The following is a 26,752-nucleotide window of genomic DNA, read 5'->3' as shown; positions in this document are numbered from 1 at the left end:
GTTTCAGCCGTTTCAGCCGTTTCAGCCGTTTCAGCCGTTTCAGCCGTTTCAGCCGTTTCAGCCGTTTCAGCCGTTTCAGCCGTTTCCACAGACGCGAACGCCTCGGGCGCTCTCGATGCCTCGTCGAGGCCCGCGGCAAGCTCGTCGGCCGGCGGCGAGTCCTGCGCCGCCTCCCATTCGTCCGGCGCGGTGGATTCAGCTGCAGCCAGCGTGTCCTCCGGCGTCGACCACGCATCGTCGGCCGACGGGTGCAGATGCTCGTCCGCCTCCGCCTGATTCGCCGCGTAAAGCGCTGCCGCGCCGCCAGCGGCGCCCGCAACACCGGCAGCCGCGATGCCATGCGCGCCCGGCGTCGCGCTCTCGGGCGCAAGGTGTCCTGCGGGATCGTCGTGCCCCTGCGGAGCGTCGGGCGCCTCGCGGCCGTCGTCGTACGGCCCAGCCTGCCCCACCGGCGGCTCGGCGCGACGGCGACGCATCAGCGCCCACAAGCCGAGCAACACTGCCAGCACGCCCGCGCCGGGCAGCACATAGGGGTTCTGGGTCACGGCACGCCAGTTCATTCCCGCGTTCGGCGTGGCGTTTTCCGCGGCGGCTGCGCCCGCCGATGCACTGGCCGCTGCCGGTGCGCTGGCAGCGGTTGCATCGCTCGCGGCCGCTGCCGCGGCTGACTCGGACGCGCTCGCCGAGGCATCCGAGGCGGCTTCGCCGGCGGTGGCCGCGGCTTCGGAGGCCGTCGCGGCACTGGCGCCCGCCCCTTCCGCCTTTGCGTCCGACACTTGCGCGCCGTTGGCTGCCTTCGGCGCCGTCTGGGCCACCGCAGGTGCGTTCTTACTGCCTTCGGCAGGCTTCGCCGTCTTGTCCTGCGCAGGCACCCCGGAAGCGGTGGCGGCCTGCTCCTCCAGCTTCGCTGCGGCCTGATTCTTCATCGCCAACAGCTTCTGGAGATCTGCTACGTTCTTCTGCAACTCATTCACCCTGCCCTGGGCCTCGGCCTGTGCCTTGCCCTGGGCGATTTGCTCTTCTTCGCTGCCGCCGGAGCGTCCGGCCGAGCCGCCCGCCCCACCCTTGCCGGGTCGCGACAGCTTCAATTCATCGCGCGTGGCGGGGGCGGCGGCTTCCGGCGCCTTGCCCGCTTCGATCGCGCCCTGTGCACTGCGGCCGCCGGCCGGTGCCGCCTGCTGCGCCGTCGAGTCGGCCAGCCGCGCGCGATACGCGTCAAACTGTTCCCGCGCGGCCGTCACGAACTTGTGCGCCTGCGCGGGAGGAATGCTCTGCACCTGTGCATCGGCGGGACGCGTCAACGTCACGCCCTGACGCAACCGGTTCGGATCGTTGCCAATGAAGGCCGAGCGGTTGGCTTCGAACAGCGCGGTCATCATCTGCGCGAGCGTCGTGCCGCCCTCGCCGCCCGTGAACTCACGCGCGATCGACGACAGCGAATCGCCGCGGCCGACCTTGCGTGCACCTTCCGCGCTCGCCGCGCCGCGAACGGCATCGGCCGCCGGGGCAGTCGCAGTCGGGGCGGATGCCGAAGCTGCCGCCACAGGCGCAGCCGCCTGCGTCGTTGCCGCCGGCACGACCGCCTGCGGCTGCGCCAGGCTGGCTTCCGGAATCGCCGAGAGGGTCACGGCGTTGGACTGTCGACCGGTACGCCATTCGACCACCAGCAACAGATCGAGGAACGACGTACTGACCGGCTCGGCCGAATCCACGTGAACGAGATACGTCCCGCTATAGCCCGGCTCACGCCCGCCGGTCGGCGAGACCGATACCGAGAGCTTGTCGAGCGTGGGGTCGTAGCGCAGACCGGCCTGCCTGAAGGCGTCACGCGGCGCGAGTTTCACCGACAACCCGTCGGCTTCCGCCTGCGACACGTTGCCCAGCACGATCACGGCGCGCAACGGCTGGCCGGGTCCCGAGCGTACCTGTTGCGGGCCGAACTCGGCAGCACCGGCGTTGAGGAGCCCGAGGCTCCACAAGACAGCCGCCGCTGCGCTCAAGCGAAACGAATTACGGGACGAATTTGCGCGCTTGCCGGTCGAGTATTTCCGCACTGTGATCTTGTTAGCCTGTCAGTCGTTTGTCACTGGCGGCCCCTCACACGAGGGGCGCCTCCCAAAGCGCGGACGGCGGCCTCGCGGGCCGCCGTTCTTCATGCGCTACCGATGCACGACGACGCTCAAGCGTCGAGCAGGATCCGCAGCATGCGGCGCAGCGGCTCGGCCGCGCCCCACAGCAGTTGATCGCCCACCGTGAACGCCGACAGGTACTCCGGCCCCATCGACATCTTGCGCAGGCGCCCCACCGGAATCGTCATCGTGCCGGTCACGGCGGCAGGCGTCAAATCGGTCATCGACGCCTCGCGCGTATTCGGCACCACCTTCACCCAGTCGTTCGCCTGGCCGATGATGTCGGTCAGTTCATCTAACGGCACATCCTTCGTAAGCTTGATGGTCAGTGCCTGGCTGTGGCAACGCATCGCGCCGATACGAACGCACAGACCGTCGACCGGAATGGCGCGGGTGCCCGGGAAGCCGTCGCCCAGACCCAGGATCTTGTTGGTCTCGGCGCCGCCCTTCCACTCTTCCTTCGACTGACCGTTGCCCAGGTCCTTGTCGATCCACGGAATCAGGTTACCGCCCAGCGGCACGCCGAACTGCTTCGTTTCCTCGGCCGTCAGCGCGTGCTGCTTGGCAAGCACCTTGCGATCGATCTCGAGAATGGCCGAATGCGGATCGTCGAGCAACGCCTTGACCTCGGCATTGATGCTGCCGAACTGCGTGAGCAGCTCGCGCATGTGCTGTGCGCCGCCGCCCGAAGCCGCCTGGTAGGTCATCGACGTCAGCCAGTCGACCAGACCGTGCTGGAACAGGCCGCCCAGGCCCATCAGCATGCAGCTCACCGTGCAGTTGCCACCGATGAAGTTCTTCGTGCCCTTCGACAGCGAATGCTTGATCACGTCGAGGTTGACCGGATCGAGCACGATGATCGCATCGTCCTTCATGCGCAATGTCGATGCGGCGTCGATCCAGTAACCGTTCCATCCCGCCGCACGAAGCTTCGGGAAGATCTCGGTCGTGTAGTCACCGCCCTGGCAGGTAATGATGATGTCGCATTTTTTCAGCTCGTTGACATCATTGGCGTCTTTCAGCGAAGTCTCGTTCTTCGCCATCGACGGGGCTTTGCCGCCCGCGTTGCTGGTGCTGAAAAACACCGGCTCGATCAAGGCGAAGTCGTTCTCCTGCTGCATGCGCTGCATCAGGACCGAACCGACCATGCCCCGCCAACCTACCAGACCTACGGTTTTCATTTATCCACTCTCTTATCGTTGCAATTGCGCCAAGGGGCGTCTCACGACGCCCCGTCGGCGTTATAGCGCGGCAACCACCGCCGCGCCCATTTCGCGCGTACCGACCTTGGTCGCGCCTTCCTGCCAGATATCGGGCGTGCGCAACCCCTGCGCCAGCACCTTCTTGACCGCAGTCTCCACGCGGTCGGCCTGTTCGACCTTGCCCAGCGTGTAGCGCAGCATCATGGCAGCCGACAGGATCGTCGCCAACGGATTGGCCACGCCCTTGCCGGCAATATCGGGGGCCGAACCGTGCGACGGCTCGTACAGCCCCTTGTTGTTGGCGTCGAGCGACGCCGACGGCAGCATGCCGATCGACCCCGTGAGCATCGCGGCCTCGTCCGACAGAATATCGCCGAACATGTTGCCAGTCACCACCACGTCGAAGTTCTTGGGTGCCTTGACCAGCTGCATCGCGGCATTATCGACGTACATGTGCGATAGCTCGACCTCCGGATACTGCTTGGCGACCTCGATCATCGTGTCGCGCCACAGTTGCGAAGTCTCGAGCACGTTGGCCTTGTCGACCGAGCACAGACGCTTGCCGCGCTTGGCCGCCGCCTGGAACGCCACGTGCGCGATGCGCTCCACTTCGGGCACGCTGTAACGCATGGTATCAAAACCTTCGCGCGCGCCTTCGAAAGCACCGTCCGGCGCCTGACGGAAACCCTTCGGCTGACCGAAGTAGATGTCGCCGTTGAGCTCGCGGATGATCAGGATATCGAGCCCCGCCACGATCTCCGGCTTCAGGCTCGACGCGTCGGCCAGCTCCTTGTACAGAATGGCCGGACGGAAGTTCGCGAACAGCTGCAGGTGCTTGCGCAGCCCCAGAATCGCCTGCTCGGGACGCAATGCGCGCTCGAGCGAATCGTACTTCCAGTCGCCCACGGCGCCGAACAGGATCGCGTCGGCTTCCTTGGCCAGCTTGAGCGTGGCTTCCGGCAACGGATGGCCCGCGGCCTCGTAGCCGGCGCCGCCCACGGGCGCTTCTTCGAGTTCGAACTTTTCGCCAAGCGCATTGAGCACGTTGACGGCTTCCGTCACGATTTCCGGACCAATGCCGTCACCCGGCAACACAGCGATTTTCATGCAATCTCCTTGGATATGCCTGGAATGCGCGGGCTCAGCCCGGCAAACGCGTTGCGAGCCACGGCTGCTTGGCAAGCCGCTCGGCCTCGTAGGCGCGAATCTTGTCGGCGTGACGCAGCGTCAGGCCGATGTCGTCGAAGCCGTTCAACAGGCAGTACTTGCGGAACGGTGCAATGTCGAACTCGTAGGCACGACCGTCCGCCGTGATCACGGCCTGCTTGTCCAGATCGATCGTCAACTGATAGCCGTTGAACGCCGCCGTCTCGTTGAACAGGTGGTCGACCTGCATCTCGCTCAGCGCGATCGGCAGCAACCCGTTCTTGTAGCAGTTGTTGAAGAAGATGTCGGCAAAGCTAGGGGCGATCACCGCGCGGAACCCATACTGTTGCAACGCCCACGGGGCGTGCTCTCGCGAGCTGCCGCAGCCGAAGTTCTTGCGGGCGAGCAGAATCGTCGCGCCCTGGAAGCGGGGCTGGTTAAGCACGAAGTTCGGGTTGAGCGGACGCGTGCTGCAGTCCTGGCCCGGCTGGCCGACATCGAGATAACGCCACTCGTCGAACAGGTTCGGACCGAAGCCCGTGCGCTTGATCGACTTCAGGAATTGCTTGGGGATGATCGCGTCGGTATCGACGTTTTCGCGATCCAGCGGTGCCACCAGCCCCGTATGGACGGTAAATTTTTCCATCACGAACCACCTGATCAAAACAGTTCGGCCGCGGCCCGCATCCACGATGCGTAAGCCGTCACAACCGGAAATTTCGTAGGTGCGCGCGCCGGGATTCCCCGCGCGACGCGCACCGTCGCATCACTTCTTCGCGGCGTTCTCGAGCGCCGAGCCAGCGGCTTGCGTATCCTTGCCCAGGCCCGCCATCGTGTTGCAACCCGCCACGCCCACGAGCATCACCGCACCGATCAGCATCCACAGTTTCTTCATGGTTTTGTCTCTGTCAAAGAAAGTGTCAAACGACGGATAAATCGATGCAAACGCGTCACACCAGGCGACGCACGTCGACGAAGTGCCCCTCGATGGCCGCGGCAGCCGCCATGGCCGGGCTCACCAGATGAGTGCGTCCGCCGGCGCCCTGACGGCCTTCGAAGTTGCGGTTCGAGGTCGATGCGCAGCGCTCGCCCGGTTCGAGCCGGTCAGCGTTCATCGCCAGGCACATGGAGCACCCCGGCTCGCGCCATTCGAAACCGGCCGCCTTGAACACCTGGTCCAGCCCTTCCTGCTCGGCCTGATGCTTCACCAGGCCCGACCCCGGCACGACCATGGCCAGGCGCACGTTCGACGCCACCCGGCGCCCCAGCTTCTTCACGACGTAGGCCGCGGCGCGAATGTCTTCGATGCGCGAGTTGGTGCAGGAGCCGATGAAGACCTTGTCGACGTTGATGCTCGACATGGGCGTGTCCGGCGTGAGTGCCATGTACTCGAGCGCGCGCTCCATGGCGCTGCGTTTGACCGGATCCTTCTCCTTCTCGGGATCGGGCACGCGGTCCTCGATGCTCACCACCATTTCCGGCGACGTCCCCCAACTCACCTGCGGACGCAGCGTCCCGGCGTCGATCTCGACCACGTGGTCGAACTTGGCCCCGGCGTCGGTGTGGAACGTTCGCCAGTAGGCTTCGGCCTGCTGGAACTCCACGCCGGTCGGCGAGAACGGCCGACCTTTCACGTAGTTGATGGTCGTGTCGTCCACCGCCACCAGACCGGCACGCGCGCCCGCCTCGATGGCCATGTTGCACACGGTCATGCGCCCTTCCATCGAGAGCGCGCGGATCGCCGCGCCTGCAAATTCGATCGTGTAGCCCGTGCCGCCAGCCGTGCCGATCTTGCCGATGACGGCCAGCACGATGTCCTTGGCGGAGCAACCGCGCGGCAGCGTGCCTTCGACCTTCACGAGCATGTTCTTGCTCTTCTTCATGAGCAACGTTTGCGTGGCGAGCGTATGCTCGACCTCGGAGGTGCCGATGCCGAACGCCAGCGCGCCGAATGCGCCGTGCGTGGACGTGTGCGAGTCACCGCACACCACCGTCATGCCCGGCAACGTGGCGCCCTGCTCCGGGCCGATCACGTGCACGATGCCCTGACGCAAGTCGTTCATCTTGAATTGGGTGATGCCGTAGTTGTCGCAGTTGCTGTCGAGCGTGTCGACCTGCAGACGCGAAATCGGATCGGCAATGCCTTGCGTACGGTCGGTGGTCGGCACGTTATGGTCCGACACCGCGAGGTTGGCGGACAGGCGCCAGACCGGACGCTGTGCGAGTTTTAGCCCCTCAAACGCCTGCGGACTGGTCACCTCATGCAGCAGGTGACGGTCGATGTAGAGCAACGTAGTGCCATCGTCCTCGGTATGCACGACGTGTGCATCCCACAACTTGTCATACAGCGTCTTGGCCATGATAAAAACGCGGGGCTAAATATCGTTCTGAGAACAAATATCGTTCTGGGAACTTTTGATTATGCCATAGCGCTTTCGCGCCGGCGGAATACGAAATCCCCGGGAAACCGGGCGGTAAACGCACGATCAACCGGGGATTTGTGCGAATCACGGCAGCGTGTGCCGTGGATTCGAATATAACGCAACGAGCGCTCGCTGCGGGCCGCACCGCCTTGCCGTTTCGGCAAGGTTGCGGTGCCGGCACGGCAAGCGGGGGCCGTGCCGGAGGCCTCGACTCGCTTAGCGCTTGTCGATTGCCGTCACTTCGCGCGGCGTGTGGCCGATGAAGAGCTGACGCGGACGGCCGATCTTCTGATCCGGTTCGCCGATCATCTCGTTCCACTGCGCGATCCAGCCCACGGTACGGGCCAGTGCGAAGATGCAGGTGAACATCGAGGTCGGGATACCCAGTGCGCGCTGCACGATACCCGAGTAGAAGTCGACGTTCGGATACAGCTTGCGCGACACGAAGTATTCGTCTTCCAGCGCGATCTTCTCGAGCTGCATGGCCAGCTTGAACAGCGGGTCGTCGTGCAGGCCCAGTTCGTTGAGCACTTCGTAGCACGTCTCGCGCATCAGCTTGGCACGCGGGTCGTAGTTCTTGTACACGCGGTGACCGAAGCCCATGAGCTTCACGCCCGAGTTCTTGTCCTTCACCTGCTTGATGAATTCGGGGATCTTGTCCGGCGAACCGATCTGCTCCAGCATGTTCAGCGCGGCTTCGTTCGCACCACCGTGCGCCGGGCCCCACAGACAGGCGATACCGGCAGCGATACACGCGAACGGGTTCGCGCCCGACGAACCGGCCAGACGCACGGTCGACGTCGACGCGTTCTGTTCGTGATCGGCGTGCAGGATCAGGATACGGTCGAGGGCGCGCACCAGCACGTCGTTGACTTCGTACTCTTCGCACGGGTTCGCGAACATCATGCGCATGAAGTTCGCGCTGTACGACAGGTCGTTGCGCGGGTACACGAACGGCTGGCCGATGCTGTACTTGTACGCCATGGCCACGAGCGTCGGCAGCTTGGCGATCAGGCGGATGGCCGAAACTTCGCGATGCGTCGGGTTATTGATGTCGAGCGAGTCGTGGTAGAACGCGGACAGGGCGCCGACCGAGCCGGTCAGCACGGCCATCGGGTGCGCATCGCGACGGAAGCCACGGAAGAAGAAGTTCATCTGCTCGTGAACCATCGTGTGACGGGTCACGGTCTTCACGAACTCTTCCTTCTGCTGCGCGTTCGGCAGCTCGCCCTTGAGCAACAGGTACGAGGTCTCGAGGAAGTCGCAGTGGGTCGCCAACTGCTCGATCGGGTAGCCGCGATACAGCAGCTCGCCCTTGTCGCCATCGATGTAGGTGATGGCCGAATTGCACGATGCCGTCGACATGAAGCCCGGGTCATACGTGAATTTGCCGGTCTGGCCATACAGCTTACGGATGTCGATCACATCCGGGCCCATCGTTCCCTTGTAAATCGGCAGCTCGACGCTAGGCGAATCGTCAGAGAAAGATAGGGTGGCTTTAACTTCAGACGGAGTCATATCGCTTCCTCAAAAAAATACTGTAAACCCCTACACGGCACGCAAAAGCGCCAGCAGGCGCTGCACGTCCGGCCCGTCCAGATCCGCCTCGGGCTCTTTACGCGCTAGCAGCAGATCCATCAAATCGTTGTCGCTCAAGTCGAGCAACTTCGTGAGGGCGCCCACATCCTCGTCGGTCATCGACGCTTCGTATTTGGCGAAGAACCGCTCCAGGATGAGGTCGTTTTCCAGCAAACCGCGGCGTGCCCGCCAGCGCAGGCGGGCACGTTTGACCGGATCGGACTGGTGAGTGGTATCCGGCATGATCGATGGGTCAGACGGCGCGACGCACCATCAGCTCCTTGATCTTGCCGATGGCCTTCGTCGGGTTCAGGCCCTTCGGGCACACGTCCACGCAGTTCATGATCGTGTGGCAGCGGAACAGGCGATACGGATCTTCCAGGTTGTCCAGACGCTCGCTGGTCGCTGTGTCGCGGCTGTCCGCGATGAAGCGATAGGCCTGAAGCAGACCGGCCGGGCCAACGAACTTGTCCGGGTTCCACCAGAAGCTCGGGCACGACGTCGAGCACGACGCGCACAGAATGCACTCGTACAGGCCGTCGAGCTCGTCACGCTGTTCGGGCGACTGCAGACGCTCCTTCTCCGGTGCCGGCTCGGGGTTGATCAGATAAGGCTTGATCGAGTGGTACTGGTTGAAGAAGTGCGTCATGTCGACGATCAGATCGCGAATGACGGGCAGCCCCGGCAACGGCTTGAGCACGATCTTGTTCGGCAGATCGTTCATGTTGGTCAGGCAGGCCAGACCGTTCTTGCCGTTGATGTTCATCGCGTCCGAACCGCACACGCCTTCGCGGCAGGAGCGGCGGAAGGCGATACCTTCGTCGAGCTTCTTGAGCTTGACCAGGGCGTCGAGCAGCATGCGCTCATGACCGTCGAGTTCGACCTCGTAGGTCTGCATGTACGGTGCGGCGTCCTTGTCCGGATCGTAGCGGTAGACTTCAAAAATGCGTTTCATGATCTTGCGAATCCCTTAGAACGTCCGCGCCTTGGGCGGGACCGAGTCGACGGTCAGCGGCTTCATCTGCACCGGCTTGTATTCCAGACGGTTGCCTTCGCTGAAGAACAGCGAGTGGCGCATCCAGTTGGCGTCGTCGCGCTCCGGATAATCGCTGTGCGCGTGGGCGCCGCGGCTTTCCTTGCGGGCTTCGGCGGCGATCATGGTGGCCTTGGCCACTTCGATCAGGTTGTCGACTTCGAGCGCTTCCATGCGCGCCGTGTTGAACACCTTCGACTTGTCCTTCAGGTGGACGTGCGAGACGCGCTCGGCCACTTGCTTGATCTCTTCCACGCCTTCCTTGAGCAGGTCGGACGTACGGAACACACCGGCGTGCTTCTGCATCGTCGCACGGATGTCGTTGGCGATGTCCTGAGCGTATTCTCCCGAGCTCGAAGCTTCCAGACGCCCCAGACGCGCGAGCGCGTTCTCGCCGGCGTCGGCGGGCAGCGGCTTGTGCTCGCCGTGGTTCTTCACGAAATCGACGATGTGGTTGCCGGCCGCACGACCGAACACCACCAGGTCGAGCAGCGAGTTCGTGCCCAGACGGTTCGCACCGTGGACCGACACGCACGAGCACTCGCCCACGGCGTAGAAGCCGTTGACCGGCACCGATGCGCCGTCCTTCTGCACGACGACCTGACCGTTGTAGTTCGTCGGGATGCCGCCCATCTGATAGTGAATGGTCGGCACGACCGGGATCGGTTCCTTGATCGCGTCGACGTTGGCGAACTTCAGCGCGATTTCGCGGATCGACGGCAGACGCTTCATGATCGTCTCGGCACCGATGTGCGAGAGGTCGAGCAGCACGTAGTCGCCGTTCGGACCGCAACCGCGGCCTTCCTTGATTTCCTGGTCCATCGAACGCGACACGAAGTCACGCGGCGCCAGATCCTTCAGCGTCGGGGCATAACGTTCCATGAAACGCTCGCCGTTCGAGTTGCGCAGAATACCGCCCTCGCCGCGCACGCCTTCGGTAATCAGCACGCCCGCGCCGGCCACGCCGGTCGGGTGGAATTGCCAGAATTCCATGTCTTCGAGCGGAATACCCGCACGTGCCGCCATGCCCAGACCGTCGCCGGTGTTGATGAACGCGTTGGTCGAAGCGGCGTACACACGGCCGGCACCGCCGGTCGCGAACAACGTGCACTTGCCTTCGAGCAGGTAGACGTCACCGGTTTCGAGCTCCAGTGCCGACACGCCGAGGACATCGCCCTCTTCGTTGCGGATCAGGTCGAGCGCCATCCACTCCACGAAGAAGTGGGTCTTGGCAGCCACGTTCTGCTGATACAACGTGTGCAGCAGCGCGTGACCGGTACGGTCGGCGGCCGCGCAAGCGCGCTGGACCGGCTTCTCGCCGTAGTTGGCGGTGTGGCCGCCGAACGGGCGCTGGTAGATCGTGCCGTCCGGGTTACGGTCGAACGGCATGCCGAAGTGCTCGAGCTCGTAGACGGCGTTGGGCGCCTGGCGGCACATGAACTCGATCGCATCCTGGTCGCCGAGCCAGTCGGAACCCTTGATGGTGTCGTAGAAGTGATAGTGCCAGTTGTCTTCGCTCATGTTGCCGAGCGAAGCGCCAATGCCGCCCTGTGCGGCGACGGTATGCGAACGGGTGGGGAACACCTTGGACAGCACGGCGACCGACAGACCGGCCTTGGCCAGTTGCAGCGAAGCGCGCATGCCCGAACCGCCTGCGCCCACGATGACAACGTCAAAGCGGCGGCGCGGCAGCGAATTTTTGATTGCAGCCATTCTTTACACTCTCCACAGAATCTGCGCGGCATAGCCGGCACAAGCCAGCAGCCAGACGATCGTCAGCGCGTACAGCGCCAGTCGCACACCGACCGGCTTGACGTAGTCCATCCAGATGTCGCGCACACCGACCCACGCGTGATAGAACAGCGCGAGCAGCGTGACGAACGTGGCCAGCTTCATCCACTGATGAGCGAAGATGCCGGCCCAGCCTTCGTAGGAGAAATCCTTGGCGGTGAAGAACCACACCAGCAGGATCACGGTGTACACGGCCATGATGACCGCGGTCATGCGTTGGGCGATCCAGTCGCGCAGGCCATAGTGAGCCCCGACGACGAGACGCTTCGAACCAATATTGTTCTGTGCCATCTTAGAACGCTCCGAACAGCTTGAGGGCGACGGCCAGCGTCAGCACCAGCGACACGGCCAGAACGACCACTGCCGAACTCTTGCCGCCTTCCTTGCTCACGGCATCGTGATTGAAGTCCATGCGCAGATGGCGCAGGCCAGCGCAGAAGTGGTGCAGGAAGCCCCACGACAAGGCAAGGATGACGAGTTTGACAAACCAGTTGGAGGCGATGCTTCGCAGAACGTCGAAGCTGAGTTCCGACGTGAGGCTCTGTTCGAACAAGAAAAGCGCGAACGGCAACAGAAGGAACAAGATCACACCGCTAATACGGTGCAGAATGGAAACGATACCAGCCGGCGGGAGACGGTACGTGACAATCTGTCCGATACCGATATTCCTGTAGACTGGCCGCTCTTTTTTTACCACTTCAGCCATGCTAGACCCCATGTAGTTACATCAGCTCCGGATTTTAGCGCCGATTCTAGTGCGTTGCACCATACCGGTTCCAAAGCATCCGGAAATTCCTGCCAACGGCGCACGACACGCCGCCCCTCAAGCCCCCGACTCACGGTCACGCACCGGCCACGACACCGACGCGCTCCCGGATGAGCCGCCCTACCTCTCAATTCAACGCTTTCAACTCAGTTCGTTCTGGTAATGGTGTTCCGTGGTGACATACCAGCCCCGGCGCACTTCCACCGGCTTGTCCCCGTAAGTGTAGGAAACTCGCTCCACACTCAGCAGCGGGAAACCCTTCGGCACCTTCAGCAGATCCGCGGTCATGTCGTCCGCGGCCACGGCGCGAACCTTTTCCACGGCGCGAATCATGCGCGTGCCGAATTCGTCTTCGAACAGGCCGTACATCGGCCCTTTGTATTCGTTGAGCTTCTCTGCGGTCAAACCACGAAACAGCGCCCCCGGCAGCCAGATTTCGTCGAGGACGGTCGGACGGTCCGAGAAATCCATCATGCGCCGGATCAGGATCACGCCGTCGCCCGCGCGCAGCTCCAGTTGACGCGCGATCTCCGCCGGTGCGCGCATGCGGCGGCATTCGATCAGACGACTCGGCGGGTGATGAGGTTCGCCCGAATCGGGCGCAAGACGCAGGAACCGGAACTGCACCCGGTCTTCGTGGTGTGTCGCAACGAACGTGCCCCGCCCCTGGCGGCGCACGAGCAGATTTTCGGCCGCAAGCTCATCGATCGCCTTGCGCACCGTGCCCTGGCTCACCTTGTAGCGGGCGGCCAGATCGACTTCGCTGGGAATGATTTCGCCGGGCTTCCACTCGCCGGCTTGCAGGCTCTGCGTGATGAGCCCCTTGATCTGCTGATAAAGCGGGCTGAAGGTCGGCGACGCTCCCGCGCCGGCCGCACCCTGCTGAGCCTGGGAGCCCGGTGCGGCGTCGCGCGCGCTGTCCGGTCGCTGCTGGACATCGACGGGCGGCGTGGGGTTGGATGTGTCGCGAACATTCGCATTCATGGCGGCGATTTGACCACAAATCAAGGCCTTCGTCCATCGAATAACAGCAATAATCCTATGTCTTATATAAGACATAAGATAGAGTTGACATTCGTGATGACGACTCCTACACTGACGCGGGCTAACAGGGGCCTGCAGCCGCAGCACCGCTATCTTATAAGAGACTCGGGCGCTTCGCACACGTCGACGGCAGCACACCCCGCAGCCCGCAAGCTTCCGTAGGTCAAGGAATTTTAGAAGCTTCACATGACGCGGCGCTGTCAGCCTGGCAACCAAGATGCCACCCGGACGGCGAGCTTCTTCTGAGCTTCGCAGGAATTTGTACACGTCTGGAGAGATTCTCATGGCAAAACCCGCAATGCGTGTCGCCGTCACCGGCGCCGCTGGCCAAATCGGCTACTCCCTGCTGTTCCGCATCGCCAATGGCGACATGCTCGGCAAGGATCAGCCCGTCATCCTGCAACTGCTCGACCTCCCGCAAGCTCAAGCCGCCGTCAAGGGCGTCGTGATGGAGCTCGAGGACTGCGCGTTCCCGCTGCTCGCCGGCGTGGTCGTGACCGACGACCCGAAGGTCGCCTTCAAGGATGCCGACGTCGCCCTGCTGGTTGGTGCCCGTCCGCGCTCGAAGGGCATGGAGCGCAAGGATCTGCTCGAAGCCAACGGCGCGATCTTCACGGTGCAGGGCAAGGCGCTGGACGAAGTCGCCAGCCGCAACGTGAAGGTGCTGGTGGTCGGCAACCCGGCCAACACCAACGCCTACATCGCCATGAAGTCGGCGCCGAACCTGCCGAAGGAAAACTTCACCGCGATGCTGCGCCTGGATCACAACCGCGCCCTGTCGCAGATCGCCGCGAAGACCGGCAAGCCGGTCGCCAGCATCGAGAAGCTGGCCGTGTGGGGCAACCACTCGCCGACGATGTACGCCGACTATCGCTTCGCCACGATCGACGGCAAGAGCGTCAAGGAAATGATCAACGACGACGTGTGGAACAACGACGTGTTCCTGCCGACCGTCGGCAAGCGCGGCGCGGCGATCATCGAAGCCCGCGGGCTGTCGTCGGCCGCTTCGGCTGCCAACGCCGCCATCGACCACATCCATGACTGGGTGCTCGGCTCGAACGGCAAGTGGGTCACGATGGGTATTCCGTCGGACGGCTCGTACGGCATCCCGGAAGACGTCATCTATGGCGTGCCGGTGATCTGCGAAAACGGTAAGTACAAGCGCGTTGAAGGCCTCGAGATCGACGCCTACTCGCGTGAGAAGATGGATTTCACGCTCAAGGAGCTCGAAGAAGAGCGCGCCGGCGTGGCACATCTGCTGGGCTAATCCCCCGGGGACCCGGCTCCGGGCGACGCCACAAGCGTCGCCCGGAGCCGGAACTGCGCCGGCGACGACCCCCAGCGCCGGCGCACTTCCCGTGATCGCACGGAATATCCCGACGTCCCTCGAATCCGCAGTGCCGCGCCGCCGCGCAGCCATCGCGGTATGCTAGTCGCACTGTTTCACGCAATGTCGAGCGATACCTTGGCCAAGCGAATGCAACGTCTGACTGCGCAACGCGCATGGCACCGGCTGACCGGTTTACCGTCCCCGGCGCTCATGCTGCACCGCCGCATCCGACGCAGTCTGACGCGTTGGCTTCGCCAAGTTTTCCGCCTTTCTCGCACCACGCCCCGCCCCGACGGCTTGCACGCGTGCCGGCCCCTCCCCGGTCGGTCGGCCTTCCGGGTTCCATTCCGCAATACCCACGTTCGCGCGACGTCGGCTCCTGCCGTCGTCGCCGGTGGCGCTTGGCGCGAAGGAATTGAAAAAATTTGTATGGTGACGTCGAACGACGCGGACTTCGTACGATAATCTGCGCTTTTGTCAGCCCTTATTTCTGTTTTCGGAGACTCACCATGAAGAAGCTTTGCCTGACCGCGCTGGTTGCCCTGTGCTCCACGGCGCTCGTACCGGCCGCGTTCGCTGCCGACACCCCGGCTCCGAAGCACAAGACGACCAAGAAGGCCGCGCCGAAGAAGAAGGCGCCGGCGAAGAAAGCGACGGTCGCCGCCGCACCCGCGCAACCGGACGAAGGCTCGGAACTGTGGAGCTGCAAGGACAACGAGCGCCTGTTCCTGAAGGGCGACATGAAGCGCGACCAGATCCTGACGCTGTTCTGGTCGGGCCGCAATTACAAGTTGCCGCGCCAGCAGACGACGACCGGCGCCGACCGCTTCTATGACGCCGCCAGCGGCCTGGACCTGGTCGTGATTCCGGCCAAGGCCATGCTGTTCACGCACCGCGACGGCGGCGCCCGTCTGGCCGACGAATGCATGACGCACGCGATGGCCGAGCAGAACAAGCTGGCTCCGACGCAATCGAACGAACTGATCAAGGTGGCCAACTGAGCACCACCGGGTTGACGCCAACACGGAACGCATGACGCACCAGCCGCTTTCCTGCCGCTGCATCTGCAACATTCGCAATCTCTGCAAGACCCGTCGCACCGGCCATCCGGCGCAACGGGGCCGCAGCGGGCACACACGCCAGTGCCCGTGCGAAGCTGGCCCCCATTAATCGAATCACCACCGCTTCGTTTTTCTGTATCACTCAAGGAAAGATCATGGCCCACAACCTCCACAAAACGCTGAAAGAGTTCAAACTCGGCGGCGGCAAGAAAGGCAAGTTCTATTCGCTGCCCCAACTCGGTGAAGCCCTGGGTGTGAATGTCGCACGCCTGCCCGTGTCGATCCGCATCGTGCTCGAGTCGGTGCTGCGCAATTGCGACGGCAAGAAAGTGACCGAGGAGCATGTCCGCCAACTGGCCAACTGGAAGCCGAACGCCGAGCGCGTCGACGAAATCCCGTTCGTCGTGGCGCGCGTCGTGCTGCAGGATTTCACCGGTGTGCCGCTGCTGGCCGACCTTGCCGCCATGCGTAACGTGGCCGAACGCCAGGGCAAGAACCCGAAGCGCATCGAGCCGCTCGTGCCGGTGGATCTTGTGGTCGACCACTCGGTCCAGATCGATCACTTCCGCGAGAAGAAGGCGCTCGATCTGAACATGAAGCTGGAGTTCCAGCGCAATAACGAGCGCTATCAGTTCATGAAGTGGGGCATGCAGGCGTTCGACACGTTCGGCGTGGTGCAACCCGGCTTCGGCATCGTGCACCAGGTGAACCTGGAATATCTGGCTCGCGGCGTGCACAAGAAGGACAACGTGTTCTATCCGGACACCCTCGTGGGCACGGACAGCCACACGACGATGATCAATGGCATCGGCGTGGTGGGCTGGGGCGTTGGCGGCATCGAAGCCGAAGCCGGCATGCTGGGCCAGCCGGTGTATTTCCTTACGCCGGACGTCGTGGGCGTGGAGCTCACGGGCCGTCTGCGTGAAGGCGTGACCGCCACCGATCTGGTGCTGACGATCACCGAAATGTTGCGCAAGGAGAAGGTCGTCGGCAAGTTCGTCGAATTCTTCGGCGAGGGCACGACCAGCCTCGCGCTGCCGGACCGCGCCACCATCGCGAACATGGCACCGGAATACGGTGCCACGATGGGCTTTTTCCCGGTCGATGAGAAGACGATCGATTACTTCAAGGGCACGGGCCGCACGAAGGCGGAAATCGACGCGTTCGAAGCGTATTTCAAGGCCCAGAACCTCTTCGGCATTCCGAAGACGAACGAAATCGACTACACGAAGACGCTCAAGCTGGACCTGGGCACGGTCGCGCCGTCGCTGGCTGGTCCGAAGCGCCCGCAGGACCGCATCGAGATCGGCAACGTGAAGTCGACGTTCAAGGATCTGTTCACGAAGCCGGTCGCCGAGAACGGTTTCAATCAGACGCAGGAGCAGCTCGACGCGACTTACAAGACGGAAAGCGGCATCGACGTGCGCAATGGCGACGTGCTGATCGCGGCCATCACGTCGTGCACGAATACGTCGAATCCGAGCGTGCTGCTCGCGGCCGGCCTGTTGGCCAAGAAGGCGGTGGAAGCCGGCCTGAAGGTCGCCCCGCACATCAAGACGTCGCTCGCCCCGGGAAGCCGTGTGGTCACCGAGTACCTCGAAGCCGCCGGGTTGCTGCCGTACCTGGAGAAGCTGGGCTTCGGCGTGACGGCCTATGGCTGCACGACCTGTATCGGTAACGCCGGCGATCTGACGGCCGAGCTGAACGAGACGATCGTGAAGAACGATCTGGTCGCCGCCGCGGTGCTGTCGGGCAACCGCAATTTTGAAGCGCGCATTCACCCGAACATCCGCGCCAACTTCCTCGCTTCGCCCCCGTTGGTGGTGGCGTACGCCATCGCCGGCAACGTGACCCGCGACCTGATGACGGAGCCGGTCGGCAAGGGCAAGGGCGGCCGCGACATCTACCTGGGCGACATCTGGCCGACCAGCGATGAGATCCACAAGCTGATGAAGTTCGCGATGAACGCGAAGGTCTTCAAGGCGAACTACGACACGGTGAAGGATCCGAGCCCGTTGTGGGCGAAGATCAAGGGCTCGAAGGGCCAGGTCTACGATTGGCCGACGTCGACGTACATTGCCGAGCCGCCGTTCTTCGAGGGCTTCGCGATGGAGCCGAACGCCGATATCAAGCCGATCCACGGTGCACGGGCGCTGGGCGTGTTCGGCGACTCCGTCACGACGGATCACATCAGCCCGGCGGGCTCGATCAAGGAAACGTCGCCGGCAGGCAAGTGGCTGCTCGAAAACGGCGTGCTCAAGGCGGACTTCAACAGCTACGGCTCGCGCCGCGGCAACCACGAGGTGATGATGCGCGGCACGTTTGCCAACGTGCGCATCAAGAACCTGATGATCCCGCCGAAGGAAGACGGTTCGCGCGTCGAAGGCGGCCTGACGATTCACCAGCCGAGCGGCGAGCAGTTGTCGATTTACGACGCCGCCATGAAGTACGTCGGCGAGAACACCCCGACGGTGGTGTTCGGCGGCGAGGAGTACGGCACGGGTTCGTCCCGAGACTGGGCTGCCAAGGGCACGCAACTGCTGGGCGTGAAGGCCGTCATCGCCCGCTCGTTCGAACGCATCCACCGCTCGAATCTTGTCGGCATGGGCGTTCTGCCCCTGCAGTTCAAGGGTTCGGACAGCGCGCAGTCGCTCGGCATCACGGGCGATGAGACGTTCGACATCGAAGGTCTGTCGACGGACATCAAGCCGCAACAGGATGTCACGCTGGTGATCCATCGCAAGAACGGCGATACGCAAAAGGTGCAGGTCCTGCTGCGTATCGACACGCCGATCGAAGTGGACTACTACAAGCACGGCGGCATCTTGCCGTTCGTGCTGCGTCAACTGCTCGCAGCCGCCTGATCGACATCGGCACAACACCGATCCGCACTGCCAGGTAACGGGCCTCGCTCGTTGTCGGCAGTGCTTCAAAGCCCGGCCTCGTGCCGGGTTTTTGTCGTTTACGGTTGCCCGAAATCGTCGCTCCTATCGCTCAATTGCCCCCCCCCCACGCCCCGCCAACCCTAAACCTAACCCCGTCCGCCTGCCCGACGCTCCCCCCTAAAACCACCGCACCGCTATCCCCCTCATCTCCTCCCGCCTCAGCGGCGCAGCCCCAAGGGGGCGCTCCCCGGCACTCCAACTTGAAGTCGCACCGGTGACCGCCCCCTTGCGTCTGCCCCCATCGCCCAAGACCCCCTCCCCACACGCCTCGCTCTCGCCAAATCACCTCTCCCACTTCGTTCCCCACCCCGCCCCACACACCCGATTGGCCCGATTTGCCACACTTGTCCCACCCACCCCACCCGCCCCGTTTGCCCCGTTTGCCCCGTTTGCCCCGTTTGCCCCGTTTGCCCCGTTTGCCCCATTCGCCCCATTTGCCCCATTCGCTCCATTCGCTCCATTCGCTCCATTCGCATCATCCGCATCATCCGCATCATCCGCATCATTTGTCCCCATCACCCCACGCCTCGGCGCACGAATCGGCGTTCGCCGCACAGGTACGCCGCTGCCATGTCCGAAAATGACTAGCCCGCACCCTGCCACGCGCGTAGAGTGACGTCATGTTCCCCCCGTCCTGTCGGACATCTCCCATGACGCTCGACCCCGAGGTTTGCTACAAGGCTGTCTCCGCCCGCGACCGGCGCTTCGACGGCTGGTTCTTCGTCGGTGTCGCCTCGACCGGCATCTATTGCCGCCCGGTGTGCAATGTGCGCACGCCGCGCTTCGAGAATTGCTCGTTCTACGGCAGCGCCGCCGCTGCGGAAAAGGCCGGGTTCCGGCCCTGTCTCAAGTGCCGGCCGGAGCTCGCCCCTGGCAGCGCCCGCTTCGACGCGACGCGCGAGCTCGCCGACGCCGCAGCCGCGATGATCGACGAAGGTTTTCTGAATCACGCGGACCTGCCGGCGCTCGCGGCACGTATCGGCATCACGGAGCGACATCTGCGCCGGATCTTTGCCGAGGAGTTCGGCGTATCGCCGGTCGAGTACGCGCAAACGCAGCGCCTGCTGCTCGCCAAGCGACTGCTCACCGATACGGCACTCCCCGTGACGGAGGTCGCGATGGCCGCAGGCTTCGGCAGCGTGCGACGCTTCAATGGCCTGTTCAAGACGCGTTATGGCTTCCCTCCCGGACGCCTTCGCCAAAACGCCCGAAATGCCCCCCTGCCCGATGGCGACCTCGTCTTCCAGCTCGCCTATCGCCCGCCGCTCGCGTGGCACGCCCTGCTCGATTTCCTCGGCGAGCGCGCCATCGAAGGGGTGGAGGTGCGAGAAGCCGACGCTTACACGCGAACCCTCAACATCGAACGCCAGGACGGCCGGATCGTTGCGGGCTGGTGCCGCGTGACCCCGCTGCCGGATCGCCACGCCCTGCAGGTCACGCTGCCGCCGGTGCTGGCGGGGAGCGTGCCGCAGGTGCTGGGCAAGCTGCGTCACCTGTTCGATCTGGGCGCGCGCCCGGATGTGATCGATGCACACCTGGGCAAGCTGGCCGCCGCCACGCCCGGCCTTCGCGTGCCCGGTGCCGTCGACGGGTTCGAGATCGCGATGCGGGCGATCGTCGGGCAGCAGGTCTCGGTCAAGGGTGCACGCCGTCTGCTCGGCCGTCTGGCGCAGCGCTTCGGCACACCGCTGTCCTCGTCCGCGCATGGCCTGACACACACGTTCCCGAGTGCGGCGCAGATGCTGGCGGCTCCCGCGGACGCGATTGGCGAAGCCGGTATCATTCGTACTCGAATTGCGGCGATTCACGGCGTCTCGCGGGCGATCGTGGAGGGCCGCCTGCGACTGGACCCGCTCGCACCGCTCGAGACGACCGTCGCCGCGTTGCTGGCGATCAAGGGCATCGGCCCATGGACAGCGCAGTACATTGCGATGCGTGCCCTCGGTTCGCCGGACGCGATGCCGGTGGACGATCTGGTGTTGCGCCAGGCGCTGGGCGTGGCGGACGGTCGTGGCGTGGCCGCACGCGCGGCCCGCTGGGCGCCCTGGCGTGCATACGCGGCGCTACATGTCTGGCGCGCGGCGGCACAGGGACCGGCAGGGCAACCGGTCGGGATTTTGCTGGAGGAAAGTGCATGACCCGCTATGAAACGCTCTACGACAGTCCGTTCGGTGAAATGCTGCTCGTCGCAAACGGCGAAGCACTCACCGGCGTGTATTTCTCGCACCAGAAGGATTGGCCCGACAGCCAGGACGTGCGCCGCGACGGCGACGATCTTGCCGTGCTCGCCACGGCGAAGCAGCAACTCGATGAGTACTTTCACGAAGGCCGCCGCCTGTTCGAGCTGCCGCTCGCCCCGCAAGGCACCTCGTTTCAGCAGCAGGTGTGGGCCGAACTGCAACGTATTCCCTTCGGTGAAACACGCAGCTACGGCGATCTTGCGCATGCACTGGGCGACGCCAACAAGTCGCGCGCGGTCGGCGCCGCAAACGGGCGGAATCCGATATCGATCATCGTCCCCTGCCACCGCGTGATCGGCGCGGACGGCACGCTTACAGGCTACGCCGGCGGGCTGGAGCGCAAGCTGGCGCTGCTCTCGCTCGAAGGTGCCGCACTCGCGCCGGTTACCGGCACCGGCACCCCGGCCACGCGCCGCACGCGACTGTCGGCGCCGGCCAATCTGGCGTTCGATTTCTGACGCCCGCCGCTCGCCGATGCGACGGGGGCGACGCGATTCGGCAGTGCGTAGCATCAATCGCGTTCACGCATGCCGTACAATCGTGAGTTCATGTGTTTCTGCTTTGCACGACTATGCGCTCACGCACCGCCAAACGACTGACTCCCGACGCCGAAAAGCTGGTCGGCCACGCGCTCGCGCTGGCCGCCTCGGGAAGCCGTATCGAAGACCGCTTCTGGGAAGCCCAGCTCGATACGCTCCTCACCCGCGTATTGCGCACGGGCAACCAGCCCGCCATCGACGCCGCGCTCGACCATCTGCAGGCCAATCACAGCGAGGCCTACGGCGCGTTGGCCGACCTGATCGAATCGCAAAGCGAATCGGCCGAGCCCGAGGCGGACGGTCAGGTCTGGGACGGCCTGCTCGTCGCGGTACCGATTCTCGCCTGGACACGCTATGCGATTCCTTCGGGCCCGGTGAAGGGCGACGCCCTGATGCCGATCCGCGCGCACCTGCATGCGCACGTGCTGGCCGAATCGGCCCGTGTCGCGATTTCGCCGTACCTCTACAGCATTGATCAGCTCCCGCGAACGCATTGCGAATCGTGGAAAGTCACGCAGCAGCTCGTGCGTGCGGCTGTCGACAACGCCGACGTGAAGCAACCGGGCGGCGATCTGCCGGAGACCGCGCCCATCCTCGCGGATCCGCGCTTCCTGCTCGCCGCCGTCACGGTGCCCAAGGGCGCGCCGATGTTCCGCTGGCAGGAAGACGGCGCGCGTCACGCCGAGCGCGGCCAATGCCAGGAAGCCTGGTCGGCACAGGGTGGCCCGAACCTGAACGCGCTCCTGCCTGGCTGCGAGATCGAGTGCCTGCTGCCCGACGCCTACTATGCGAGCTGTCGCGAGGCCGACGAACGCATTCGTCCGCACACGATCCGTACGGCGCTACGCTATCTCGAAGACGTGCTCACGCTCACGCCGCCGGAACTGCGTGCCGTGGTCGCCGGATTCGGAGAGCAGAACATCGACGAATACCGGATTGGCTTCACGCAGCGTGGCAGCAACGACGTGATCTACGGCGTCGTATGGCCGCTGTACGGCCGCGAGAACGGGGAAGTCGAGGGCGGTGCACTCGATGAGGTCACGGACCTGCTGAAGGTATGCGGCGTGACCGAGATTCGCAAGCATCCGGGCCGCTTCGATCCCGAGTATTGCGACGATTGCGGCGTGCCGCTGTATCCGGATCCGGTGGGCGAGGTGGTCCACGCCGAAATGCCGGAAGACGCCGAACCGAGCCGTCCGCATTTCCACTGATCGCCCCGGCGCCGGGAGGCGCCGCGGACGATGCCGCCGTGCGCTCACGGCAACGTCACCACGCAACGATGCAGTCCATGGCCGGACGCGAGGTACTTGCGCTCGAACGGCGTCATGGGCGCATCGCCGGGTGCCGGGGCCCATGCCTCGACGCTCGGGTGCACACCACTGAGCCACTCGGTGGCCAGGGCGAATTCCTCGATGTAGATGTGCCAGTTGCTGCGGCACTCGAGCACGCCGCCCAGCGCGATGACCGTGGGAAACACGGCGTGCGCGTGCCAGCGACGCGATAGCTGCCCGATCTTCGGCCACGGATTCGGATAGAGAAGATAGTGGCGTGCCGGCCGAACGCCTGCGTCGGCCAACTGCCGCCAGAAGTCGACGAGATCCGCACGCACCCACACGAAGTTCTCGGGCCACACGCCCTCCCACCAATCCTTGCCTCGCACGATGCGACTCTCCGACTGGTCGATGCCGATGACGAAGTGATCGGGAAACTGCATTGCCAGGCGCAAAGTGCTTTCGCCCACGCCACAGCCGGCATCGACGATGAGCGGCGCGGCGCCGGCGTTGCGCCAGGCCAGCATCGCCGCGTCGAAAGCCGCCGCACTGTAGGCGGCCAGCGGCTTGCGGAACAGCGCATCGCGATGACGATGCACGAGGTCCGCGAGCTTGTCGTGCGGACCGGTTTGAGCACTCTCGACAGTGCGTGAGTTTGCGAACATGCGGAAGGAATGCGGCGCGAACGCGCGAAATTCGCGCAGGCCGGCGTGGCATCGAAGCGTGAGTCAGGCCCGCATTGTAACGTGCCGTCACTTTCCCGCCCCCCCTGTTACGTCTGCGGGCTTACCCGGCGGGCGTGAGCGGCGCTTTTTTCGGTTAAGATGGGAGCCGCTTGGCCGCTGTCTTTCAAAATGCGGCCAAGCCTCTTCGCGAGCGGCGCACGCAATCGGCTTTTACGATGAGCCTCGGCGTGCCCGCATTGCTCTGCAATGCTCGGGTCTGTTCAGGCCCGTCCGCCCCCGAGAATACGTCAAGTAATGTCGAATCGATTTTTTCAACGCGCCATCGGCGTCGTGATGCGAGCCGTGCGCCAGGTCGCCGCTTCCGCCTCGATCGCCGTGGCCGCACCGCTTTGCCTGTCTGCCGTCGCGGCCCCTGCACAGGCCTTCACGCTCGAGCAGCATCGCGCGCTGGTCGAGGAATTCATCAACACGCGCCACGCCGACCCGCTGGTCGCCGACTGCGCCGCGCATGCGAGCTTCGTCGTGGCGACGCTGCCTGGGTATGAGAGCGTCGAGTACGCTGACAACGCCCTCGACGCGAACCACGCCAAAGTCGCGCCGTGGTCAGGACCATTCGACGATCGCAAGCAGCGCGTCGACGTCACGCAGATGGTCGAGCTCGACGGCATCGGCAAGCGCACGACCGGCCAGACGGACAACATCCACATTCGTTGTGGCTACGCCGACGGCCGCATGATGGGCTTCGATTACACGTCGCCACTGCCGCAGGTCGAGCAACCGGTCAAACGCGCGTCACGCGGTCACACGCGCGGCAAGACTTCGCATGCCACCGCGAAATCGGGCAAGAGGAGCACTACGAAGACGTCGGGCAGCAAGTCGTCGTCGAAGTCGTCCGGCACCAAAAAGACCACGACCAAGGCCAGGCAGAAGCACTGATCGCATGACGCGGCGTCTTCGGGCGCCGCGTCGCGATCACGGCTTACATCTGGTCCGCCTGCATCTGCGCCCAGACCGCTGCCAGCATCGATGCGCCGAGCGCCGCGCTGCGCGCGCCGTTCCAGCCTGCGTGCGTGTCGGGCCGGTTGGCGTTGTCCTTGAACGGCATCTCCAGCGTCAGCGCGAGACAACCGAAGCGGTGGGCGACCCACTTCGACGCGAGCTTGAGCGACTCCGGACCGTGCTTGCCCGGCGGATAGCCGAACTTGTCCTGGAAGTCGAGGCTGGCCGCCTTGAGACGTTCGCCGAATGCCTTCTCGCGGGCGAGCAGCTCGGGCGATGCCGTCTCGACGCCATCGTTGCCGGCGAGGAACACGTACGGCAGCGCCTCGTCGCCGTGAATGTCGAAGAACATGTCGCAGCCGAGCGTCTCGATGGCTTCGCGCACCACGAACACTTCCGGGCTGCGAACGGGATCGGGTTCGAGCCATTCGCGATTGAGGTTCGCGCCCGCCGCATTGGTGCGCAGGTTGCCGCGTGCCGCGCCGTCGGGATTCATGTTCGGCACGAGGTACAGCGTCGCCTCGTCGAGCACGGCGCGGGCCAGCGGATCCCCGGCCCAGTCACCCGCGCCCAACAACCGCCGCAGCAAGCCTTCCACGAACCACTCCGCCATCGTCTCCCCGGGGTGCTGACGTGCGATCACCCACACGTTGCGCTTGCCGGCACGCGGCTCACCCACCGTGAGCAACGTCATGTCGCGCCCATCGACGGTGCGCCCCAGCGAGCGCGTTCGCGCGAGCGGGGAATTCTGCGCCGTGCCGACCAGCGCGAGATGCCGCTCATCCGGATAGGGTTCGAAATAGGCGAGGTAGACGCTGTCATGCGCAGGCGTGAACGCGACGGTCATGACACGCCCGTCGTACGAGGTCGGCACGCGAAACCAGGTCACGCGATCGTACGATGCGACCGCTCGGTAGTTCTCCCATCCGCGCGGGTACGACGTCTGCCCCGCGTTGTCGAACACGATGCGGCAAGGCACACCGGCCACGCCCTGCACCCGGAAGTGGAACCACTGCGCGAACTCCGCGGCGTTGTCGTGCGGAATGCGCACGTGGATATCGTCCGCCTGCGCGGCGCTGACAACTTCGATGGCGCCGCTGTCGAACCGGCTGCTGATATGAACGGTCATGGCTTGTCCCACTGACGCAAGAACTGGCAAAAACGAAAAAGCCCCGGCGCATTGCCTCGGGGCCGTGGTTGTCTGGCGCTATGCCACGCGGCGGCGGAAGACCCAGAGCGCGTCGTTCGACACGCTCTCGTCGAATGCGTAGCCCTCGCTGTCGAATGCCTTGAGCTGCTGCACATCGGTCACGCCGCGCTCGATGGCGTAGCGCGCCATCAGCCCTCGCGCCCGCTTGGCGTAGAAACTGATGATCTTGTACTTGCCGCTTTTCCAGTCTTCGAACACCGGCGTGATCACGGGCGCCGCCACCAGACGTCGCTTGATGACCCGGAAATACTCCTCGGAGGCCAGATTCACCAGCACACGACGCGGCTCGGCATGCTCGGCAAGCGATGCATTGATCGTGTGCGTCACGCGCTCTCCCCAGAACGCGTAGAGGTCGCGCCCGCGCTTGTTGGCGAAACGCGTGCCCATTTCCAGACGATAGGGTTGCAGCAGGTCGAGCGGCCGCAACACGCCGTACAGGCCGGAGAGAATGCGAAGATGCTTCTGCGCGAAATCGAGTTGCGCGGCGCTCAGGCTGCGGGCGGCAAGACCTTCATAGACGTCGCCGTTGAAAGCGAGTACGGCTTGCTTGGCGTTGGTGGTGTCGAAGCGGGGAGACCATTCGGCGTACCGGTTGGCGTTGAGCGCGGCCAGTTGATCCGAGATGCTCATGAGCGAGCCGACTTGCGCCGGGCTCAGTTCACGCAGGCCCTCGATCAATTCGGCAGCGTCGTCGACGAACTGCGGCACGGTATGCGTGCTCACGTGCGGCGGCGTTTCGTAGTCGAGCGATTTGGCCGGCGAGAGAACAATTATCATATTGGGTGCAGCGTTCCTGCAAAAACGAGAAACCGACATTCTATCCAATGCTTCAAAACGCTGTTGCCACGCCCGCCGACCGGGCCTTCGCCGAGCATCTCGACACCCTGACCACGCCACCGCGCGTGGTCCTCGACACCAATGTCTGGATCGACCTGCTGGTCTTCGACGACCCCGTCGCCCGCCCCGTGCGCGACGCGCTCGTGGAGCGCCGCCTCATGGCGCTCATGGCGCCGCGCTGCCGCGACGAGCTCGCGGTAGTGCTGACGTACCCGCAATTCGCCTCGCGCGAGATCGACAACGCCGCAGCACTCGCCTGGGTCGACGCTCACACGCACCTTATCGTGATGCCGGACGATGCCGCCCCGCCCGCGCCCCTGCCGCTGTGCCGTGACCGCGACGATCAGAAGTTCCTCGAAGCCGCGCGCGACGGCCACGCGCATTGGCTCGTCAGCAAGGACAAGGCCGTGCTTAAACTCCGCAGCCGCGTGGCACGCCAGTTCGGCTTTCGTATCGTGACGGCCAGCGCCTTCGCATCGCTGCTGGCCATCGGCAGGTAAATGATCCGAGCGGGATCGGAGC

24 protein-coding genes are annotated in these 26,752 nt (G+C 64.3%); 8 read left to right on the top strand and 16 right to left on the bottom strand.

The features are described 5' to 3' along the window. The 13 genes from PMO31116_RS12980 to PMO31116_RS12920 form a co-directional block, all read right to left on the bottom strand. Positions 1–1,979 (bottom strand): type IV pilus assembly protein FimV (locus PMO31116_RS12980; protein ID WP_281350155.1); only part of this gene is annotated, 1,979 nt, incomplete at its 3' end. Positions 1,980–2,179: 200 nt separating this feature from the next. Further along, complete coding sequence (asd, locus tag PMO31116_RS12975; protein ID WP_145863441.1) at positions 2,180–3,310, bottom strand: aspartate-semialdehyde dehydrogenase; 1,131 nt, start codon at positions 3,308–3,310, stop codon at positions 2,180–2,182. Between the two features lie 60 nt (positions 3,311–3,370). Further along, positions 3,371–4,438 carry a 3-isopropylmalate dehydrogenase gene (gene leuB, locus PMO31116_RS12970; protein WP_150567064.1) on the bottom strand — a complete coding sequence of 356 codons (1,068 nt, stop codon included), beginning with the start codon at positions 4,436–4,438 and terminating at the stop codon, positions 3,371–3,373. 34 nt (positions 4,439–4,472) lie between these two features. Further along, complete coding sequence (gene leuD, locus PMO31116_RS12965) at positions 4,473–5,123, bottom strand: 3-isopropylmalate dehydratase small subunit (protein WP_150567063.1); 651 nt, start codon at positions 5,121–5,123, stop codon at positions 4,473–4,475. A gap of 120 nt (positions 5,124–5,243) precedes the next feature. Further along, the gene (locus PMO31116_RS12960; RefSeq protein ID WP_425494792.1) at positions 5,244–5,357 is read right to left on the bottom strand and encodes an entericidin A/B family lipoprotein; all 114 of its coding nucleotides are present in this window, start codon (positions 5,355–5,357) and stop codon (positions 5,244–5,246) included. Positions 5,358–5,427: 70 nt separating this feature from the next. After that, positions 5,428–6,837, bottom strand: coding sequence for a 3-isopropylmalate dehydratase large subunit (gene leuC / locus PMO31116_RS12955; RefSeq protein WP_150567061.1), 1,410 nt, complete (start codon positions 6,835–6,837; stop codon positions 5,428–5,430). A gap of 279 nt (positions 6,838–7,116) precedes the next feature. Continuing rightward, positions 7,117–8,418, bottom strand: coding sequence for a citrate synthase (gene gltA / locus PMO31116_RS12950; protein WP_023596601.1), 1,302 nt, complete (start codon positions 8,416–8,418; stop codon positions 7,117–7,119). Positions 8,419–8,448: 30 nt separating this feature from the next. Next, positions 8,449–8,721, bottom strand: a complete 273-nt coding sequence (locus PMO31116_RS12945; RefSeq protein ID WP_023596602.1) for an FAD assembly factor SdhE — start codon at positions 8,719–8,721, stop codon at positions 8,449–8,451. A gap of 10 nt (positions 8,722–8,731) precedes the next feature. Beyond that, positions 8,732–9,436, bottom strand: coding sequence for a succinate dehydrogenase iron-sulfur subunit (locus tag PMO31116_RS12940; protein ID WP_023873897.1), 705 nt, complete (start codon positions 9,434–9,436; stop codon positions 8,732–8,734). A 12-nt stretch (positions 9,437–9,448) separates the two neighbouring features. Continuing rightward, on the bottom strand, positions 9,449–11,224 hold the full coding sequence (gene sdhA, locus PMO31116_RS12935; RefSeq protein ID WP_150567060.1) for a succinate dehydrogenase flavoprotein subunit: 1,776 nt from the start codon (positions 11,222–11,224) through the stop codon (positions 9,449–9,451). 3 nt (positions 11,225–11,227) lie between these two features. Continuing rightward, positions 11,228–11,593 carry a succinate dehydrogenase, hydrophobic membrane anchor protein gene (gene sdhD, locus PMO31116_RS12930; protein WP_023873896.1) on the bottom strand — a complete coding sequence of 122 codons (366 nt, stop codon included), beginning with the start codon at positions 11,591–11,593 and terminating at the stop codon, positions 11,228–11,230. A gap of 1 nt (position 11,594) precedes the next feature. After that, positions 11,595–12,008, bottom strand: coding sequence for a succinate dehydrogenase, cytochrome b556 subunit (gene sdhC / locus PMO31116_RS12925; RefSeq protein WP_150567059.1), 414 nt, complete (start codon positions 12,006–12,008; stop codon positions 11,595–11,597). 201 nt (positions 12,009–12,209) lie between these two features. Next, complete coding sequence (locus PMO31116_RS12920; protein ID WP_023596606.1) at positions 12,210–13,052, bottom strand: GntR family transcriptional regulator; 843 nt, start codon at positions 13,050–13,052, stop codon at positions 12,210–12,212. Positions 13,053–13,395: 343 nt separating this feature from the next. Here PMO31116_RS12920 and PMO31116_RS12915 point away from each other — a divergent pair, with 343 nt between their 5' ends. The 6 genes from PMO31116_RS12915 (at position 13,396) to PMO31116_RS12885 (ending at position 22,438) form a co-directional block, all read left to right on the top strand. Next, positions 13,396–14,379, top strand: coding sequence for a malate dehydrogenase (locus tag PMO31116_RS12915; protein ID WP_023873895.1), 984 nt, complete (start codon positions 13,396–13,398; stop codon positions 14,377–14,379). A 572-nt stretch (positions 14,380–14,951) separates the two neighbouring features. Then, positions 14,952–15,443 (top strand): hypothetical protein, encoded by a 492-nt coding sequence (locus tag PMO31116_RS12910; RefSeq protein ID WP_023873894.1) that lies wholly within the window; start codon positions 14,952–14,954, stop codon positions 15,441–15,443. 215 nt (positions 15,444–15,658) lie between these two features. Continuing rightward, entirely contained in the window at positions 15,659–18,367 is a 2,709-nt protein-coding gene (gene acnA, locus PMO31116_RS12905; RefSeq protein WP_150567058.1) for an aconitate hydratase AcnA, read from the top strand. Positions 18,368–19,098: 731 nt separating this feature from the next. Then, complete coding sequence (locus PMO31116_RS12895) at positions 19,099–20,586, top strand: DNA-3-methyladenine glycosylase 2 family protein (RefSeq protein WP_150567057.1); 1,488 nt, start codon at positions 19,099–19,101, stop codon at positions 20,584–20,586. After that, on the top strand, positions 20,583–21,146 hold the full coding sequence (locus PMO31116_RS12890) for a methylated-DNA--[protein]-cysteine S-methyltransferase (RefSeq protein ID WP_150567056.1): 564 nt from the start codon (positions 20,583–20,585) through the stop codon (positions 21,144–21,146). The genes PMO31116_RS12895 and PMO31116_RS12890 overlap by 4 nt, the downstream gene beginning before the upstream one ends. Before the next feature lie 113 nt (positions 21,147–21,259). Continuing rightward, on the top strand, positions 21,260–22,438 hold the full coding sequence (locus PMO31116_RS12885) for a DUF2863 family protein (RefSeq protein WP_150567055.1): 1,179 nt from the start codon (positions 21,260–21,262) through the stop codon (positions 22,436–22,438). 44 nt (positions 22,439–22,482) lie between these two features. Here PMO31116_RS12885 and trmB read toward each other — a convergent pair whose 3' ends face one another. Next, positions 22,483–23,163 carry a tRNA (guanine(46)-N(7))-methyltransferase TrmB gene (trmB, locus tag PMO31116_RS12880; RefSeq protein ID WP_150567054.1) on the bottom strand — a complete coding sequence of 227 codons (681 nt, stop codon included), beginning with the start codon at positions 23,161–23,163 and terminating at the stop codon, positions 22,483–22,485. A gap of 315 nt (positions 23,164–23,478) precedes the next feature. On the opposite strand from trmB, the gene PMO31116_RS12875 reads away from it, so the two are divergent. Further along, positions 23,479–24,120, top strand: coding sequence for a BspC domain-containing protein (locus PMO31116_RS12875; protein WP_150567053.1), 642 nt, complete (start codon positions 23,479–23,481; stop codon positions 24,118–24,120). 43 nt (positions 24,121–24,163) lie between these two features. On the opposite strand, the gene PMO31116_RS12870 is transcribed toward PMO31116_RS12875, so the two are convergent. Beyond that, complete coding sequence (locus PMO31116_RS12870) at positions 24,164–25,312, bottom strand: M14 family metallopeptidase (RefSeq protein ID WP_150567052.1); 1,149 nt, start codon at positions 25,310–25,312, stop codon at positions 24,164–24,166. A gap of 78 nt (positions 25,313–25,390) precedes the next feature. Continuing rightward, a complete protein-coding gene (gene yaaA / locus PMO31116_RS12865; RefSeq protein ID WP_150567051.1) occupies positions 25,391–26,170 on the bottom strand; it encodes a peroxide stress protein YaaA in 780 nt (259 codons plus the stop codon). Positions 26,171–26,217: 47 nt separating this feature from the next. Between yaaA and PMO31116_RS12860 the strand changes: the two genes are divergently transcribed. Beyond that, positions 26,218–26,730, top strand: a complete 513-nt coding sequence (locus tag PMO31116_RS12860) for a putative toxin-antitoxin system toxin component, PIN family (protein WP_150567050.1) — start codon at positions 26,218–26,220, stop codon at positions 26,728–26,730. Positions 26,731–26,752: the final 22 nt, after the last annotated feature.

Source organism: Pandoraea morbifera, from assembly GCF_902459575.1.
Taxonomy (GTDB): Bacteria; Pseudomonadota; Gammaproteobacteria; order Burkholderiales; family Burkholderiaceae; genus Pandoraea; species Pandoraea morbifera.
Note: the sequence above shows the minus strand (reverse complement) of the source record. Positions and strands in the feature narration are given on the sequence as shown.

Coding starts and splice junctions, on each gene's coding strand:
- PMO31116_RS12960 (WP_425494792.1), bottom strand. CDS start 5,357: ATGCTGATCGGTGCGGTGATGCTCGTGGGCGTGGCGGGTTGCAACACG.
- PMO31116_RS12870 (WP_150567052.1), bottom strand. CDS start 25,312: ATGACCGTTCATATCAGCAGCCGGTTCGACAGCGGCGCCATCGAAGTT.
- asd (WP_145863441.1), bottom strand. CDS start 3,310: ATGAAAACCGTAGGTCTGGTAGGTTGGCGGGGCATGGTCGGTTCGGTC.
- leuC (WP_150567061.1), bottom strand. CDS start 6,837: ATGGCCAAGACGCTGTATGACAAGTTGTGGGATGCACACGTCGTGCAT.
- leuD (WP_150567063.1), bottom strand. CDS start 5,123: ATGGAAAAATTTACCGTCCATACGGGGCTGGTGGCACCGCTGGATCGC.
- PMO31116_RS12895 (WP_150567057.1), top strand. CDS start 19,099: ATGACGCTCGACCCCGAGGTTTGCTACAAGGCTGTCTCCGCCCGCGAC.
- trmB (WP_150567054.1), bottom strand. CDS start 23,163: ATGTTCGCAAACTCACGCACTGTCGAGAGTGCTCAAACCGGTCCGCAC.
- sdhD (WP_023873896.1), bottom strand. CDS start 11,593: ATGGCACAGAACAATATTGGTTCGAAGCGTCTCGTCGTCGGGGCTCAC.
- sdhA (WP_150567060.1), bottom strand. CDS start 11,224: ATGGCTGCAATCAAAAATTCGCTGCCGCGCCGCCGCTTTGACGTTGTC.
- yaaA (WP_150567051.1), bottom strand. CDS start 26,170: ATGATAATTGTTCTCTCGCCGGCCAAATCGCTCGACTACGAAACGCCG.
- PMO31116_RS12860 (WP_150567050.1), top strand. CDS start 26,218: ATGCTTCAAAACGCTGTTGCCACGCCCGCCGACCGGGCCTTCGCCGAG.
- PMO31116_RS12885 (WP_150567055.1), top strand. CDS start 21,260: ATGCGCTCACGCACCGCCAAACGACTGACTCCCGACGCCGAAAAGCTG.
- acnA (WP_150567058.1), top strand. CDS start 15,659: ATGGCCCACAACCTCCACAAAACGCTGAAAGAGTTCAAACTCGGCGGC.
- PMO31116_RS12910 (WP_023873894.1), top strand. CDS start 14,952: ATGAAGAAGCTTTGCCTGACCGCGCTGGTTGCCCTGTGCTCCACGGCG.
- PMO31116_RS12945 (WP_023596602.1), bottom strand. CDS start 8,721: ATGCCGGATACCACTCACCAGTCCGATCCGGTCAAACGTGCCCGCCTG.
- PMO31116_RS12915 (WP_023873895.1), top strand. CDS start 13,396: ATGGCAAAACCCGCAATGCGTGTCGCCGTCACCGGCGCCGCTGGCCAA.
- leuB (WP_150567064.1), bottom strand. CDS start 4,438: ATGAAAATCGCTGTGTTGCCGGGTGACGGCATTGGTCCGGAAATCGTG.
- sdhC (WP_150567059.1), bottom strand. CDS start 12,008: ATGGCTGAAGTGGTAAAAAAAGAGCGGCCAGTCTACAGGAATATCGGT.
- PMO31116_RS12920 (WP_023596606.1), bottom strand. CDS start 13,052: ATGAATGCGAATGTTCGCGACACATCCAACCCCACGCCGCCCGTCGAT.
- PMO31116_RS12875 (WP_150567053.1), top strand. CDS start 23,479: ATGTCGAATCGATTTTTTCAACGCGCCATCGGCGTCGTGATGCGAGCC.
- PMO31116_RS12890 (WP_150567056.1), top strand. CDS start 20,583: ATGACCCGCTATGAAACGCTCTACGACAGTCCGTTCGGTGAAATGCTG.
- gltA (WP_023596601.1), bottom strand. CDS start 8,418: ATGACTCCGTCTGAAGTTAAAGCCACCCTATCTTTCTCTGACGATTCG.